The sequence below is a fragment of the Mycobacterium numidiamassiliense genome (genome assembly GCF_900157365.1).
Classification (GTDB): domain Bacteria; phylum Actinomycetota; class Actinomycetes; order Mycobacteriales; family Mycobacteriaceae; genus Mycobacterium; species Mycobacterium numidiamassiliense.
In genome coordinates this window covers 2,569,406-2,585,272 of record NZ_FUEZ01000004.1, presented here as the reverse complement: position 1 = coordinate 2,585,272, position 15,867 = coordinate 2,569,406, and the positions used below count along the sequence as shown (strand labels likewise).

Sequence of the window (15,867 nt, the reverse complement as noted above, 5' to 3'; positions counted from 1 at the left end):
ACAATGTCACCTCTACCGTGGTTTCGCCGGTGTGTCGGCAGCTTCCCAACGCAATTTATGGGTCGTATATAATTCGATTTGCTCGCCAACATAATCCACCCACGGGAAGAGCATAAACGGGAAATTGATAAACCCCTTCTGCATGGGAGTGGCATCTGGAAACGCCTCCAGCAACTTGCCGATGCGAGCCAGACTCGGGGGGTGGCTACCCGACCACTTTGAATCGCTGTCGAGCATGAATGCGGGTTCTTGCAGGTTCTCCAGCAAGAGATCTAAAATTAGGAAAATAAATGGTCCTGCAATTACAGATTTTTGCCTGACTCCCTCAAGCCAGGCATCCCAGTCATCTGATTTTAGCCCAGCATCAATCACAGTGAAGTCGAACCGATCATATTCCTCGACGCCAAGGATTAACTTATATCCCAGGTCATCTGCCTCGAACTCCTGCTCATGACTTTTCTTTAGCACGCTGATCACACCAGCAGAGGTCTCGATATCGGTTCGGTCGTGATCGCTGTCGGAAAAGTGGAGCGCGAGGATGTGTGCATATTCGTGCGCAATTACAAATCTCTCGGCTGCGCCTGACAGGAGGCTGTCGCGCAAGCCATCGAGACCGCCATTGACTGGGAGTGGTCCATAAAATGGATCGCCTAGCTCGACGTAGCTGGCGAGGACGGCGGCCACACCGTCAGCCGCTTCGCGCGTCTTCTCGCTGTCAGGATTGTCCGGGTCTCCTCTCGTCAGAAACGCCACAACCTGTTGCAGGATCACCATCATGCCCGAATTAACGAGTACCAGGAATCCGCCATCGACTTTGACTGTCTGACAAGCAAACGATCCGGTCGGAAATTCACCGACGAACACATCGTCGTGAAATCTCTCGGCGAACGCGGGTAGCGATCGGATAGTCGCCTCCACATCGGCCGCGGCCTTTTCAATCAGGGCGACCGCAGGGTGTTGAGTCTCGTTGAGGATGCGTTCGAAGTTCGCGTTGTAATAATCTCGAAGGTCTTCAGCTGTGGGATCGCCCTGCTCTTTCGCGGCTTCGTATTTTATGCGAAAAATCTCACGAAGTCCCGCTTCTCGTTCTTCCGCCGGCGGAAGCTCCCTCGGTTTCAGTCCATGTTCGGCGAGATACTTCTCGTACTCCACCCGCAGTAGCTCATTCATGGCCGAATTATTATTTCTCTAATAGCTCATCGTCGCTCAAGGTCTCGAAGACTAGTGAATCTCGAACAGTGTCATCATCTCTCGCCAGGTCTGGATTCAGTCTGAATATGGACGGATCACTTGCGCGCGCTGACTTGATCAACAACTTAGGTTCATCGAAAATAGCAGTTTTAAGCCGGCTTAACTGAAATAGCGGTGTAATGTTTTGGCCGCCGATGATGCTTATCGTGTCGCCTTTCTGGTATTTAACCGCAAGACCGGCTTTCGCGGAGCCCAGCGCAGCTACCACTCCGGACAAATTGGCTTTCGCGCTCAGCTCCAGCGATGCATCGACTGATTTCGAGATCAGTACGGTTGCGCTGGGCGCCTTGATCAGACGCGTCACCACCAACCAGTCCTTCTCCCAACGACGTTCGGCGTACGCTCGGCGGATCTGAAACTGGAGGTTCGGCCTATCGGCCAGCGCCGACTCGAACGTCTCGGGAGCCTGTATGACGAAGGCGCCCTTAGAGCCGAAATCAATTTTCAACCCGGCATCGGCTTCGGCGACGTAGCTAAAAGCGGCATTCGTCTCGCCCGAACTCTTAAAAGAAAGCGCGACATTGGAACCAGACGAGATGTCAAGCGGGCTAGCGTTGTCGTCCGATTCTGCGTAATACTTCATCCCAAGTTCAGTGAGTGTGCCCACCTTCTCAAATACGTACCCATTAAGTGTGCCGACGTCACCGACAGACCATCGAGTACTCGGCAGCCAGGCAGCCCAGTAGTTCTTTAGTTCTCGTTTGATCCCCTTGGAGTAAAGGTCTACGAGCTCGGCCATGCTCACCTGCTTACGTCGTTGGAGCGATCGGTTTCCGACTTGTGTCAATCTCCCGCAAATTTGGTCTTGAGTGGATTCTCCAACGAGGCTCGTGTAAGCGCAATGATCACTCGGGCAGCCATAGCGCGGGCCCTTCGCGTTGTCGAGCAGGCAAGCCGAGGCCGATAGCTCGAACAACTAGTCCGGCCGGACCCCTCCGTTCTCACGTCAGCGCCAGAGACACGGTTCGTGTGCTCGCAGAGTCACGCGTCCAGCCGCAGGAACCTAGACTTCAGTCCGTTCATCGGACACATGTCTCGTCGCGGGTCAACTTGGTCCTGCCCTACGGCGTCGGCCGTGGCGGCATACCACCAAGCTTTGGGCTGCCAGCGCCGCGGGAGCGCAGATCCGGGCGGGGGTCGATGCGGCGTGCGCACTGCTGGTCCACCTGGAATGTGTTGTGCGCCTTCCTCTAACCGGCGCAGCTCACGGCCAACCCCACGCAACTCGTCGGCCGACCGAAACTCGCGTGGGCCCCCGCACTGCAGTGCACGCACTCCTGGAAAGCGTCGCACAAGACCAAGACTCTAAATCATCCCGCACCGAACGCCTCGTCAGCGCTCGCCGCATCGACGGTTTCACCCGTTCAACCAGCTGAGACATTCTCGACCGCCGTCTCGACGGGAGTCGACCGCGCCTGCGAACACGCACAGTTCAGTGCGCAGCAGTTCACCGGCGACTGGACCAAATCAGGAACCGCGGTTACTTTACAAACAACATAGCTGTCGCTGCCAGACCCATTCCGATCAAAGCGCTCGGCTTTCTAGACGAGGTCCACTTCTCCCGGCAGATACAGTCGTTAGAAGCCCAAATCGAGGCCGCCGGTGAAGCGTCGCTGACCGACACAGATCTGGCCCGCATCCTCTTCTTACCGAAATGTATTGAGCCAGCGACATTGTCCGCACCGACGTCATCGACGTGACCGGGCCCGCGCCGCAGCCTTGGGGCCTGCCCGCAGGGCCCAGCCGCGCGGCGGTTTCCGCCGGTATTCGGGCCGACGGCGTGCTTGAACGCCTGGAACCGGCGGTTCCAGGCGTTCAAGGTAGCGGAACCTTGAACTGCATCACGTGATACGGCCACGATCCAGGGTTTTGCCACTGGCTGACGAATAGATGGAAGCCGGCGTCTAAGCGCGAGCCGGGAACGATGGATGGCCCATAAGGCTGGGCCACCGCGTCACCGCTCTCGGCGCCCCAGGCGCCGCCGCGGATTGGGATGTTCATCGGCACGTTGTAGAGGTTGCAGTTGATATCGGGGAACACCCGCGTCTCAAGCTGATATTGGCCGGCGTTGAAAACCACGAACACCCATTGCCCCTGTATGCGCCGCAGGCACATCTCTCCGTAGCCGCCTTCTAACACCGGGGTCGGTTCGTTGCCCCAGGCCCATCCGTTGACGCCGTATCCCCAGCCTTCGTATGCGCCGGGGTCTGTGAGTCTGTCAGCGGGAACACGCCGCAAAATAATTGGCGCGTCGCGCGCGACGCGGAAGGCCGTGGACATCACATAGACGAATCCATCGTCACCGATGTCCCAGGTCCACAGCTGCGCCAGCCCGTTATGGATCCCGCCGTCAATCGGGCCCGCGACGTGGAACCAGGTGTGGCCGTCGTCGATGGACTTCCAGATCTCGGTGAAACCCACGTTGCCGAATGGGAAATGCGCGCTGCAATGCAGGTACATCGCGGTGCCGATCGTCATCACGTCCGAGGGCAGCACCGTGGTGTTACCGGAGGAAATGTGATGTGGGTAGGGCCAGAGTTGCCGTGCATAGTTCGGGTCGCCGCCAGCTGCTTCAGTCCAGACGATGCCCTGGTCCAAATCTTTCGTATCGGAGATCAGCGCGACGGGCGCACGCCAGTCGGGGCTGGGCACGGCTTGGTCGCGGAATGTGTCCCCGAACACTGCCAGGATGCGACCTGACGGGGTGCGGGCCATGACTCCCAGATCTGTTGCCGCCATGCTGAATTGATCGGTCCAGCCCGGCCCGGTTACGTCTTTGATCTTTCTGGAGGAAGGTTCTGGCGGTCCCGGGTTGATCGGGGTTGGCACGACCAAGGCCTGAGGGATAGGCGCGCGCCATCCGCTAAGCGTCGCTTTGGCCAGACGATCGCGGTCGGAGAACAGTTGCGTCCACGTGCGATGTCCGACGTGTCCATCAGCCACCAGTCCGCGTCTGTTCTGAAAGTCGACGACGGCCGCATGTGTCTGTTCGCCGAAGTCGCCATCGGCGAGGAGGCCGGCGTTGGCGACGGCGACATTGTTCAACCGGTCCTGGATCTTGGTGACGTGGGGGCCGACAGCGCCCCGTGTAATCGGCCTGACCTGGCTGACCAGAGTCGCGCTGGGTAGGGCAGGGGCCACGTCGCCAGCGTATTCGCTGAGTTTTTGCCGGAAGTAATTCCACGGAAAGTTAGGGCCCACGTCGGTGTGGTCGCCCTCGCCGGTGGCAATCCGGACGCCGTTGTGGTCCGTGATCCCCGCTCCGCCATTTTTGGCTTCCTCCGGGCTGATTACCCGTGTTTCTAGGTGATAGCGGCGTGTGTCGCGAACTGCGATGTAGGCGGCGACATCGATGCCGTGCTGCATGTTGTCGAACCAGTCCTGCGCGGACCAGCTGGCCCACGATCCTGCGAAACACAAATTGACCGACTTCGAGTTGCCTGGCTCAAACACCGAATTCGCCAGTTTGGCGGTGTCAACAATGTTATACACCTGGCCGTTATTGTCGACCGTATAATGGTATGAGGCCTGGGCGTTGTTATCGCAGAGGTAGTTCGCGTGGTTCCGTGCAGATTTGCTGTTTCCGTCTTCAGTGTGCAGGACAAACCATAAGATTTTGGCTTTTCGAGAGTCGGAATAGGGGCTCTTGAGGTCGGTGTGTTCCTCGAAGTCGGGCGAGGGCATCGTGGCATGGTCAGGCCGGTCAAGACTCCACTGACCGTAGTCATCGGCAAGGACCTCATTCTCATCGACAGCGGTCTCATCCACCCGAGGGCCCGGCTGCGACGCGGTGTCGATAACGTCCTGGTACAACACTGCGGAGGCTTCCCGTTCCCCGTACGACCACGCTTTCGTTTGCCATACCCAACGACGGCCCCGAGTCGTCGAACGGCCCACTACGTCGTCTTCGATCGCCCAGGAACATACCTGCGAGTGCCCGTAGATGCCGGTCCGGTCGACTCCAAGAACATCGTTGATCCCGCGGAACCATTCGACTGCCACGCTGTTCCAGCGGACAAGATCTATGTCCTCGTCAATCGTGAAGAAGATCGGTGCCGACTCGGGGCCACCGGCCGCCTTATGCAACCGCAGCGCGGTCTGTGCGTCCGCCACCCCACCCTCGAAGGCCCGAGTGAAGTCCGACGGCGCGGATTCGCCGGGCTTGCCGTACTGGAAGTTGCTGACAATCTCAAGCCCGGCGGCGCGTAGCGCATCGGCATACTTGCGGGTGAGAGGCTTCGCGCCGAACTTGGTCCCTGGACGCGATTTCGACACATAGGCGATCACGCCACCATAACCAGCGGCCTTAATCTGATCGGGCGGTATCTGCCGCGCGGAAAAGTCTATAAGCCTCATCACTTCCCCTTTCAAGGACCGCGCGTCACGCATTCGAAGCTCTCTATGCCGTATGCAGTTGAAAACGGCAGGAGCAGCTTCTTTCGACTGCGTGAATTCTCAGCGACGATCTACAGTAAACACTGCAATGCATTTCACCGAAACCTTGATGCTTCCCTGGGGTGATCCCGATCGGCACCACCGGGGATGCCCTCGCCAACGCGCTGGCTGAAACCACCGTCGGACCTATAGACGTAACCGCTCAAAGGCTTCATCCGCTATGGCCTTCACAACGTGTCGTAGATCGCGGGAGCCTCCGCCCTGATTGTGTCCAGGATGGCCGCGCGATAGTTGGCATATCGCGCAAACCCGGGGTCGAAGGCATTGACAGCCATGTCGACCAGCTGCTCTGCGCTAGTCGGATTCGCTAACCACCCGCCACGGCTTTCATCGTATCGGACGGCCAAATACGTCACTATGACGTCTCCGCCGGATGTGTCCGGATATCAATCTTTTTGGCCACCAACATCTTTCGTGGAAATTGATGGAAATTCTGCAGCCGCGGAATCTGAGCTGATACCGCATCTGGTTCAGCCCCATAGCTGGCTAGGCGGTGAAATCGACCCTGCCGCAAGTTCTGTCGTAGGCCGGCCGATACGTCACGTGACGGCTCAGTGGCAGGAAGCCTGCTGTGCAGCAATGCTTTCCGGTTCTTTCATGGATAATCCATGAAAAATGTGGCCGTTTTCATCAGATGAATCAACCGGATGCTGCTGCCCGTCGGTCCCACTGTCACATGTGTTCACCGAATGTTGCTTTGACCAATGATATTCGGGTTGATGGCGGGGTCACCTTCGCGTCAGGGCATCGGGCCGGATACCCGGCGGACGAGGATCTCCTCGGCGGTGAACCGCAAGGCGGCGGGCGTGTAGAACGTGGCACCTCCCACCTGCGTCCCCTCGCGGCGGGGGACGATCTTCTCCAACCCGTGGACGTCGCCGCGGCCTTCAGTCCACGGCGTCCCGTCCCGCACGACGAGAACCTCCACGTCGATCACATTGCAGTGAGAGTTGTTGCAACGCAGTCGGATTCGGCCTGTGTCGCCCGCAGCGTCGGCGGGCGCCGGCCCGCAGGTCGGCTCACCGCAGAAGAGGCACACTGAGGTCGTGGCCCGGGCCGCGGGTGCGGCCCCGGGGATCCAGTCGCCGATCTCTTCGATCAGGCTCGACGCGGGACGGTCGACGATGGGGCCGTATTCGGCCAGGATGCGCACGTCGGTGCGTGCGGCGGTGTCCTCGGTACCGTCATCAACCACGATCACTTCGATCTCGCGGGCGTCGCACTGGTCATTGTTGCAGTACACCTCGACGCGACGGCGGTCCACCGATAGATCACCACCGGACCGGATCAGCGCGTCGTCGCCGCAGAAGTAGCACGACGCGGGATTCTCGCGGACCGTGCGCCGCAGCCACGGGATAGGGTGCGGCGCAGGCGACTGCGGGATGACGGCGGTGCCACGCGCAACAGCACGCTTCGCCACAGGGAAAGTGGTTCCGGGATGCTCACGCATGAGCTGGCGCGCAGCTTCCTTATGGGATGAACCCATGATCTCTTCTCCGTTTACTGAATAATCGGCAGCGCCCTGTACCCGCCGCCACTCCAGCAGTGACGGTTCCTCGCAGACCCTCAAGGGGTCTTGCCCTCAATGCCGCTGGCGGTACAGGCACCACAACGACTCGGGGTCAGCCATGCGAGACGGCTCTGCACATGACGATACCGAAGATGGGCGCTTCCCGTCGGCCGCCGAGGCTTCGGGCTGCGGGGCCGCGAATGCCGCGCTGGGTGGCCATCACTGAGCGGTCAGGGTGTGTCTTCGCGGGGCCGCCGTCCGTCAGATGTCAAGGCGACCAGATAGGCGTCGTGGTAGCGGGTGATCGCCATCCGTTCGGTGGCGAGTGAGCTTTCTGCGCAATCTCGACGGTACGCGGGTTGCGCCGCGACCTGGTGAGCTATCAAAACTCAACGGATGCGGTTGATTCAAGCGTAGTGTGCATTTCCCGTCGACGCCTTCAAAGATATAAAATTATTCTGTACGAGTGATCTTTTGGACGATTGTCCATCCTTCGGAAATCGTGATACGTCGGTGCCTCTCACGTCACCTGGGTAAACCCTTTCGATTCAGTCGGTCCGTCACAGGCCGATCCATTTGTGCCAAGCGCCGCCGTATGGTGGCGGCGCAGTTTGATAGATGTGCAGGTAATCAGCGTTCCGAACCATGTCGTTCATCGGCCTACTGCCGCTCCAGCCTTGGGCGTCGTGAACAGTGAACGGCGCACTCCCGTCATGTGGTGTCACACTGCCGGTTTGGCGGTCCACATTCACGCCGCCGTGGGTTAGGTCGAGGCGCCATGACGGAGTGCCTTCCAGTAAACCTATGTAGCTTTCGAGTCCTTGAACGTCGCGGAACGCATGCATTCGATTCGGTTCGTCTGAGCGATGAATGAAATACGAGCCATTAATGACTATCGTCTCGTAGCCGAGCGGTCGCGAGCGTGCGTTGAAATGCGCTGGGTGCTCCGTTGGGTGTGGCGCTGGCATGTCGAAATTGTAGATCAAGTGAAACGCCATGCGTACCGGCGCTTAATTGTTGCAACCGTCAATAACTGAACAGTGAGGGCCGAATATCTCTGCGCAGAACGGACACACCTTCTCGCCAGCTGCTGGCGCAAGCGTAGCGGGTTGCTGCTGATGTAGCGCTGTCGCGCCGCGCAGAACGCCAACCAGCACGCCGCCCAATCCCGCTGGGCAGGGTTTGCGTTTGCCTGCCTGCAAATTCGGGTAAGCGAGACCTTCTAGCATCCGTTGCGCCAATCGGGGGCGAATATGAGCGCGCCGTGGCCGCCACCGGGCTGGTATCGAAATCCGAGCGGCCAACCGGGACAGCGATATTGGGACGGTAGGAACTGGACCGAGCATCAGACCGGGACGCCGCCGCCGAAACCGCCGGCGGGCTGGTACGCCGACCCGTCCGGCGCACGGGGGGCCGCTCCAGGCCGCCCAACCGAGCCCCCGCCTACGCCGCAGCGCAGAATCCCGATCGGCGGGTCGGTAGCGTTCGCTGCTGTAGCGGTAGTCGCGTTGATCGTCGGCGGAGTGTTGGTGAGCCATGAGGGGTCACGATCGACCTCTACTCCACAGTCAACGACCATGTCGGTTACACCGACCCAGAGCTCTACCACGGCGGCCACAACTTCCGTGCCGCCAGCGGGGCCGCCGCTGCATTCGCAAGTGATGCCGGAGCTCGTGCTCCCCGCTGGCTCAACTAGGGACTACAGCCCGCCCGGCCACCCACTACCCCCGCCGTTCAATAACTCGGTATCAGAGATCGCGATCGAAGTCTGGACTGTCCCACGCGACGTCGCAGCTGAGGCCGCCGACGTCCGCTCCCAGTTGCCGATCAACCAACCCTACGACGGCTTACCATGGTGCGCCGACGACTCCAATCCCAAGATCCAGCTCAACCAGTGGGACTGGGGCACCGCCGAAGACATGGCCATGGTCGCAGTCACGCCTAACCTCCTCAGGAATGGCGCACATGGCCCGGGCAGCGAAGTACACATCAGCCGGGGTCCAGACACAGTAGGATGCCATTGACCCGCGCGAACAACTTGTCGCCCACTGGGCTCCGCGCGCTGCACCCGCGCGGACGCGCGACAGTCACCACCGGCGATTCTTGCTGCCGGGAAAGAACGAATGCGGAAAGATCATTGTGAGTGTCAAGGGTAGAAGTTACGGGCCGACTGACGTTCGTGATCTTAACGGCACGCTTACGGCTCAAAACGCTGAGATGAGTGTGCTTGTCACTTAAGCCATCAACCAAAGGTGTGCGAGACGAACTCGCCCACGGCAAGACGTACAAGCATCCGTCAGTGCACGAGCCGTTTCAACGTTTACAGCAGATCACGATTGCCGAACTGCTAGAAGGCAAGCGGCCACGATTGCCGCTGACCGATACGGAGACGCACATTCAAGCCGAAGCAATCAAGACGCCGAACCAAGATCAAGAGATGCTGTTCTGATGCGAGTATAGGACGCTAGATGGATACAGGATTTGGTCCTACGCAGCTCTACTCTGCATGTCGGCTCACCATCACTCACTATTACCAACCCAATGACCATACGTGGGAGCCATGTTTTGGCACAGGTTTTCTCGTCCAGTTTCCACAGGGCGACAACCGATTTGGGCTAGTTACGAACCGCCATCTCACCGATGTTCCTTGGCGCACACAGTATAAAGATGTTGTCGTTAAGTCGGTGAAGATCGAAATGTGGCAAGGTCGAACATTGAGACTCGAATTCACGATCAACGACCCTCAACCGCTATACCACGACGACCCCACGATTGATGTAGCCGTCATACCGTTTGGTCCGAGTATAGATACGGAGATCATTGGCACTCCGTACGACAAAATTAAAAACATAGATGTGGACCCGATCGAGGGTCTGATGATGAACCACGGACTAAGTTGGCCGTACTTGTTAGAGTGCGAAGAGCTTTGGCCTCTCCTTGAACCAGGCGAATTCGTGTCTTTCCCCGGCTATCCGGCCTGGTACGACAAGCTGCAGACCAGACCGGTGCTTCGTTCTGGGATGATCGCCAGCGACCCACAAACCGAGTACCGAAGACTAGAAGGTGATCCGACGATCAAAGATGGAAACCGACAGGTTCTCTTTGACGCCTTCTCCACTAGCGGAAACTCAGGTAGCCCTGTGTTTGTGGCTCAGCGCGGTCTCGCCCCTCTGCCTATCCACCTGACGAGCAGTGAGGGAAAGTTCTCGCCTGACGGACCCGCTGCACGACTTGAAGTCACTGGATACCACCGATCTTTCCTCATTGGAATCAACGCGGGCCACATCAACGACTTGGACAATGGCCGCGACAACGACCACGCGGGACTCTCTCGCCTGCATAAGCTTTCGGTCATCATGGATATCTTGCGGGCGAATACATCGCCATCAAGTGGGGCCAACACCGTCAGAATCTTTATTCCGAAAGAGCTAGTCGACGCCCTGAACGCCGACGCTGCCTCTGCCGAAGCAGTTGAATCACCACGAACCGATTGACGTGTTGCGGCGTCCTAGCCGCTATGGACGAGATTGAATGCGCTGAGATCCATGATGAAGGCTACGACCCCGATGACCAACTGTGATCGCAAGCTCTAGACGGGTACGCGCCGACCTGGCCCCTGTGGGACATGCGGCTAGACGGCGAACCTGCACCAACGAAAGAATCCGCACCGAGCGCAACGGGGCGGAAACGCCTAGCATGAATCAACCAGAGTGCGGCCACGAAACCACCGCAAACCTACTGGGCACAGCAACAATTCGCCTCCTCACAGCGGCAGTCGCAGCAGGATGGCGTGTAGACGTAGGAATCAGATATGCAGTATTACGTGTAAACGACGCCGTATTCGGTATTATGTTGTGTTACAGTCGGTTTCGTTACAACTGCCGTCCCTTGCATAGTCCATCGCCGATCGCCTTGATCAGTTTGTGCAGCGCGGCCTGTTCGGTGAGCCAGACCCCGGGTCCGCAGACTGTTCAGACACGTCGATCGAGAACTCCCCTCGGCAGTCGCACCGGATGAATATGCACGAAACGAATATGATGGTTACAAGCGATAGTTGGCGGTCGCGCATAACACTTGACTGAACGCGACAATTCAGGCAGGGGCGACGAATGGAGGGAGTGAGGTGAACTACTTAAAACGCATTCGGCTGGCACGAAGCATAGTCGAAGACTTTGATACCTATCCATTCTGCCTGCCGCTGATTCGCTCGCTGAGCACAGTTGAGTTCGATTCCTCGGTAACCTTCTTTGTGGGTGCAAACGGAGCTGGCAAGTCAACATTGCTCGAAGCTATCGCCGTAGCACTAGGCTTCAACGCTGAGGGAGGAAGCCGCAACTTCCACTTCACAACTCGAGCCTCCCACTCCCACTTGCATGCGTATCTCGATATCGCACGCGGCACGCGCAAACCCCGCACGGGATATTTTCTGCGCGCGGAAAGCTTCTTTAATGTCGCGACAGAAGTCGACCAGCTTGGCTCCGACATTATCGCCGGAGCCTATGGTGGCCGTTCATTGCACGAACAATCCCATGGGGAATCATTTCTGACACTGATGGTCGAACGGTTTACCAGCAACGGCCTGTACCTGCTTGATGAACCCGAAGCAGCATTATCGCCGACGAGCCAGCTGGCCGCCCTCGCACGGATCCACAATCTGGTTAGCCAGGGTTCGCAGTTCCTGATAGCGACCCATTCGCCCATCCTCATGGCCTACCCTGGCGCGACGATTTACGCCTGCGAGAGAACCGGCATCAGTCGAGTTGCGTACCAGGACACCGAGCACTATCGCACTACACGAGACTTCCTCCAAGCGCCTGAGCAGTTCTTACGTGAACTGCTCAACGCAGACTCACCTGGCGTGTAGACCGCCCCGGTGCAACTCGGCTGGCGTCAGAGCTCCCCCGGCGCCGGTACTCGTCACCCCCTCTCGCAACCAACCACATGGACCGCGAAGTGTGTTATTTTGCAAGGGGTTTCGATGACTGTGTGCTGTTGGTCTTGGGTGGTGTTGCGAATGGCCAGTCGTGATCAACTCCGCGCGAAGGGTCTGGACATGCTCTTTAGTCACACGGCCTCCTTCACCTACGCGCGTAGCGACTAGGCGTGGGAAGATCCGGAGATAAAGAATACGACACGGTGCCCCGGCCTGGTTGCTGCCATCGTTGGCAGTGGCGCCGTCATCGCCGCCCCGGTCGTGAACGCCGACCCAGCAGATGATGCTTACCTGCACGCGCTGACGCAGGGCGGCTTTAGTTGGGACTCTGGTTCGGACCAGAAGATGATCAGTGTGGGGCATGCGGTTTGTACGGACTGGTCGGGCGGGAACACGTTAACTCAAACCGTCGCCGATGTGAAAACCTGGCTCGGGTTAAGTGACGGCGGTACAGGCACCTTGTTAGGCGCGGCCACAGCGGCCTATTGCCCGCAATACCAGAGCAAACTTCCGTCGGGATAACTCCCGGTGTGACTAGTGGTCATCGCGCGGTCAGCTGGTTGGTGATATCGAGCCCGGCCCCAGGGTCGTGGTGGTGGTCGGTCGTGTCGCGACATTCGCCATAGAGGATGATTTGTCCGCGACTGTGGTCGGATGGCAAGTAGCTCATATTCGCGGTCACGCCATTCTTGTTGAGGGTCGTTCCGTGGTAGCGCTGTCCGGGTGGGGCGCCCTCGCTCCAGCCGTTTGAGAGCATCGCGGAGCGGATGTGCTGGAAGTACGCGTCCGGGTCGCCATGCAACAAAAAGGTGATGGTTACCCTCCCCTGATAGGGCGGATCGCCTTGGTCGTTGCAGGAGGCGAACGAAAATCCGCCGTCGACGCCTTGCAGGTCGGCGGCGGCGACGATCTGCTTGGCCGGCTCGATCACCTGGGACTTGGTCTGATCATCGGTCATGGGATGGGCGGAATCGTCAAAGGGGTTGGAACCCGAGGAATGCGGTTTTGGGAACACGAGCGAACACCCTCCTAAAAACATGACGACAGCGGCTATCACGGCCAGGTGGACTTGGCTTGTCGAAATCCGTTGTCGCTCAGTGATGGTGTTGGTCATCGAAGACATGATCATCGGTAACAGATGCTGGCGGGCGACTCCACTCCGGGTCGATGACGACGCCGGGTATACCGGGGCCGACCTGACCGAAGCCCGGGATGTTGATCTTGCCTGGCTGGTAGCGGTGTTCGGCCGTCATGCCGTCGGATTCGAGCGCGTCGCCATGCCCGGAGGCGATGTCGGCCATGCTGTGCAGTGCCTCGCTTCCGGGATGGTAGTAGTACGAATGGTCGTGGGGATTGATGCCATCGGAGCCGGGTACCTCTGCGCGAAACCTCACCGATCCGAATCCGTCGGCGGCCGGGTCGGTACCGAGGCCGGGGGTGAGACCGAGCACCTGACCGCCGATATTGTCCTGGTTCACGTAGTGGCTGAGGCCATTCAGCTGCCCGAGCATGCCGACCGGATCGGTCGAGGCGTCTCCGACGTACACGTGGCCGCCGTCAAGATGAAAGCTGTCGGCGTTAGGGGCGAGATCGGTTCCCGGACACCCGATGAGTACCGCATCGTTGGCATGCATGTGGCCCGAGGCGAACGCGTCGGCCACCGTCGTCGAACCATACGAGTGGCCGAGCACGGTGACGTGCTGACCGCCGCCCAGGTGCGTTGCCCACAACCCGTTGACATCCTGCGCCAAGGCCTGGCCGCCGGTTCGGGCCAGCGCTGGCGTCGAAATCCGCTGGACGTCGTTGAAATCATTGGGCGCGTCGTATCCCATCCAGGCGATCACCGCCGTGGGGTTGTTGGGATCGGCTGCGTTGGCCTGGCCGTAGAGATTGAGGGCATCGTTGTTATTGTCGTGCAGCCAACCGCCTTTGACGCTGCTGCTGGTGCCGGGGACGATCACCGAGGTGTTCTTTGCCATGTCGGGGTTGCCGATGGCGATCGCTGCGCGCCCCTTGCCGCCGAACGCAAGCGGATCGTAGGCGAACAGAAAGACCGGGTTGTGGCCGTGATCGGAGTCGCGGTCGAGACCTTGCTGGGTCTGATCGGCGTTCTGATAGCGGGTGATGTCGGTGGCCGTCAGACCATATTTCGACGGATCGCGCATCACATCTTTCACATCCACGCCGTAGCGGCCGGCCACGTCACGCACCCGGGCGAGGTCCTGATCCTTCACCGCCATATTGGCTGTGTTCCGCGCGAGGACGGGGACGCCGTTGAGATTGCCGATCTGGTCGGGATGCTCGGCAATGAGCCGCTGCCGCTCCTCCGGTGTCAGCGAGGTCCACCACTTGTTGACGTCCTGCGGGCTGGTGCCCGGTGGCGGAATCTGAGGCACTGCATCTACAGCCTGGAGAACGTCGGGATCGTAGCCGTCTGCGTGCAGCGTGGCCATCGATCGTTGCAGGTAGTCCGAGTAGCCATCGCGAAGCGACTCGATCTGGCCCAGAGCGGATTTGGTATCAGCAATCGCTTCGTCTTCAAGGGCAGTGATGTGTTGATCAAGAAGAGATTCTTCGGCCGCAGTCAGATGGATGTCTTTTTCCGCTTCGACCGCCTGGCCGATTTCGCTGTCGAGCTGCTGCAGCTGCCCCTCCAGCTGAGAGATCAGCACCGCGCCGGTCCGCTGCGCCTCGGCCAGGGTGGCCGCGATGTTTTCCAAGTCGACCCCGATCTTGGGTAACTGCAAGGATTGTGCTCCCAGCGATTTGGTCACCCGCTGCACTTCTGCGGAGTCATTGATCGGGTGATCGCCGTTCTCCCGATTCCAGGACGCCTCAAAGCGGCGGCGGGCTTCATCGAAAGCTGCACTGGACTCAGCAGTGCACCGACCAGCAGCGTGGAACGCCTCAGCCAAATCAGCAATCTGGGCCGGGCGGCCCTCTTGCAGGCTTTGATTGATCGCCCACGGATCACCGCCGGCTTCGCCGATCAGTGCGGGGATGCTTATGTAGCGGAGCTGCACCGAACCGCCCGCAGCTTTGCGGCGCCAGCCTCATCCATGGCGGTGAACCCGTCGGCCCCCGGATGGGCCTTGCCGCCGACCACGGTCAGCGGCTCCCGGTGAGCCTGCAGCTTCCTCAAATGCCTGTCGTGGGATGCAGAAACGGCCTCGTGAAATGCTTCGGCCGGCGGGGAAGCGACACATCCCAGAAAACAGCGGTCCCCGTGACAGCTGGTCAGCGCCCTCTTCGGCCACGCCGCCGGCGCGGTACAACTCGTCGCCCCCGAATGCAACAGGCCAGTGTCAACAAACATGGCTCCCCCTTCTCGGGCTAATACAACGCTACTACCGCGTATATGCGCGTCAATTCACAGCGATCAGCCTTTCCCATAAACGGCTAGTCGACCGGGCCCCGGCCCGCAGCTGACTCGACGGAAGTTGGACACTGCGCTGGCGCTGCATGGAAGCCTTCTGGCATGGCACCTGTGCCACGAGTTCAAACTGACCCACTACCGGCAGCCGGGTAGTGGGTCAGTTTGAATGATGTTGGCGGGGCGCACCGTGCGCCCGACGTTTGTTGGGTCGGCCTGAGCTAAGCCATCTAGGTTTCGGGACAAGACCTGTCGTGCAATCCTTCCTCCATGGATGCACACGACGCTGAGCAGGCGTGGGAATTAGTCCGCGCCCTACGCGATCAGGTGCATGCAATGACCACT

12 protein-coding genes and 2 pseudogenes are annotated in these 15,867 nt (G+C 59.5%); 5 read left to right on the top strand and 9 right to left on the bottom strand.

Annotated elements, in window-relative coordinates; translation table 11 throughout:
* Positions 1-12: 12 nt before the first annotated feature.
* The 6 genes and pseudogenes from MNAB215_RS20705 to MNAB215_RS20665 all read right to left on the bottom strand — a co-directional run bounded on the left by MNAB215_RS20705 (position 13) and on the right by MNAB215_RS20665 (position 8,202).
* On the bottom strand, positions 13-1,170 hold the full coding sequence (locus tag MNAB215_RS20705; protein ID WP_077080465.1) for a M48 family metalloprotease: 1,158 nt from the start codon (positions 1,168-1,170) through the stop codon (positions 13-15).
* 10 nt (positions 1,171-1,180) lie between these two features.
* Positions 1,181-1,990, bottom strand: a complete 810-nt coding sequence (locus MNAB215_RS20700) for a hypothetical protein (protein WP_131829153.1) — start codon at positions 1,988-1,990, stop codon at positions 1,181-1,183.
* Positions 1,991-3,066: 1,076 nt separating this feature from the next.
* Positions 3,067-4,935, bottom strand: coding sequence for a DUF4185 domain-containing protein (locus tag MNAB215_RS30045; protein ID WP_245830459.1), 1,869 nt, complete (start codon positions 4,933-4,935; stop codon positions 3,067-3,069).
* Between the two features lie 15 nt (positions 4,936-4,950).
* Positions 4,951-5,640, bottom strand: a pseudogene (locus MNAB215_RS30310) (DUF1906 domain-containing protein); the annotation flags it as partial.
* 805 nt (positions 5,641-6,445) lie between these two features.
* Positions 6,446-7,192 carry a hypothetical protein gene (locus MNAB215_RS20675; RefSeq protein WP_131829152.1) on the bottom strand — a complete coding sequence of 249 codons (747 nt, stop codon included), beginning with the start codon at positions 7,190-7,192 and terminating at the stop codon, positions 6,446-6,448.
* A gap of 584 nt (positions 7,193-7,776) precedes the next feature.
* Entirely contained in the window at positions 7,777-8,202 is a 426-nt protein-coding gene (locus MNAB215_RS20665; protein WP_131829151.1) for a hypothetical protein, read from the bottom strand.
* Positions 8,203-8,469: 267 nt separating this feature from the next.
* Here MNAB215_RS20665 and MNAB215_RS20660 point away from each other — a divergent pair, with 267 nt between their 5' ends.
* From MNAB215_RS20660 to MNAB215_RS30840, 5 genes are all read left to right on the top strand, one after another.
* Complete coding sequence (locus tag MNAB215_RS20660; protein WP_077080459.1) at positions 8,470-9,240, top strand: DUF2510 domain-containing protein; 771 nt, start codon at positions 8,470-8,472, stop codon at positions 9,238-9,240.
* A gap of 230 nt (positions 9,241-9,470) precedes the next feature.
* A complete protein-coding gene (locus MNAB215_RS20655) occupies positions 9,471-9,665 on the top strand; it encodes a hypothetical protein (RefSeq protein WP_077080458.1) in 195 nt (64 codons plus the stop codon).
* A 19-nt stretch (positions 9,666-9,684) separates the two neighbouring features.
* Positions 9,685-10,710, top strand: a complete 1,026-nt coding sequence (locus MNAB215_RS20650) for a hypothetical protein (protein ID WP_131829150.1) — start codon at positions 9,685-9,687, stop codon at positions 10,708-10,710.
* A gap of 629 nt (positions 10,711-11,339) precedes the next feature.
* On the top strand, positions 11,340-12,080 hold the full coding sequence (locus tag MNAB215_RS20645) for an AAA family ATPase (RefSeq protein WP_077080456.1): 741 nt from the start codon (positions 11,340-11,342) through the stop codon (positions 12,078-12,080).
* A 330-nt stretch (positions 12,081-12,410) separates the two neighbouring features.
* Complete coding sequence (locus MNAB215_RS30840) at positions 12,411-12,671, top strand: DUF732 domain-containing protein (protein ID WP_425436491.1); 261 nt, start codon at positions 12,411-12,413, stop codon at positions 12,669-12,671.
* Between the two features lie 19 nt (positions 12,672-12,690).
* Here the strand turns inward: MNAB215_RS30840 and MNAB215_RS20635 are convergent, their stop codons facing one another.
* The 3 genes and pseudogenes from MNAB215_RS20635 to MNAB215_RS20625 form a co-directional block, all read right to left on the bottom strand.
* Positions 12,691-13,263 (bottom strand): hypothetical protein, encoded by a 573-nt coding sequence (locus tag MNAB215_RS20635; protein WP_077080454.1) that lies wholly within the window; start codon positions 13,261-13,263, stop codon positions 12,691-12,693.
* The gene (locus MNAB215_RS20630; RefSeq protein WP_077080453.1) at positions 13,244-15,172 is read right to left on the bottom strand and encodes a putative alpha/beta hydrolase; all 1,929 of its coding nucleotides are present in this window, start codon (positions 15,170-15,172) and stop codon (positions 13,244-13,246) included. Before MNAB215_RS20630 ends, MNAB215_RS20635 begins: the two co-directional genes overlap by 20 nt.
* Positions 15,154-15,465 (bottom strand): annotated as a pseudogene (locus MNAB215_RS20625) (DUF2563 family protein). The gene MNAB215_RS20630 and the pseudogene MNAB215_RS20625 overlap by 19 nt, the downstream one beginning before the upstream one ends.
* Positions 15,466-15,867 lie beyond the last annotated feature (402 nt).

What these genes read in the sequence shown, in the direction of transcription:
- MNAB215_RS20650 (WP_131829150.1), top strand. Translation starts at nt 9,685, where the DNA reads ATGGATACAGGATTTGGTCCTACGCAGCTCTACTCTGCATGTCGGCTC.
- MNAB215_RS20675 (WP_131829152.1), bottom strand. Translation starts at nt 7,192, where the DNA reads ATGGGTTCATCCCATAAGGAAGCTGCGCGCCAGCTCATGCGTGAGCAT.
- MNAB215_RS20700 (WP_131829153.1), bottom strand. Translation starts at nt 1,990, where the DNA reads ATGGCCGAGCTCGTAGACCTTTACTCCAAGGGGATCAAACGAGAACTA.
- MNAB215_RS20705 (WP_077080465.1), bottom strand. Translation starts at nt 1,170, where the DNA reads ATGAATGAGCTACTGCGGGTGGAGTACGAGAAGTATCTCGCCGAACAT.
- MNAB215_RS30045 (WP_245830459.1), bottom strand. Translation starts at nt 4,935, where the DNA reads ATGCCCTCGCCCGACTTCGAGGAACACACCGACCTCAAGAGCCCCTAT.
- MNAB215_RS20660 (WP_077080459.1), top strand. Translation starts at nt 8,470, where the DNA reads ATGAGCGCGCCGTGGCCGCCACCGGGCTGGTATCGAAATCCGAGCGGC.
- MNAB215_RS20635 (WP_077080454.1), bottom strand. Translation starts at nt 13,263, where the DNA reads ATGACCAACACCATCACTGAGCGACAACGGATTTCGACAAGCCAAGTC.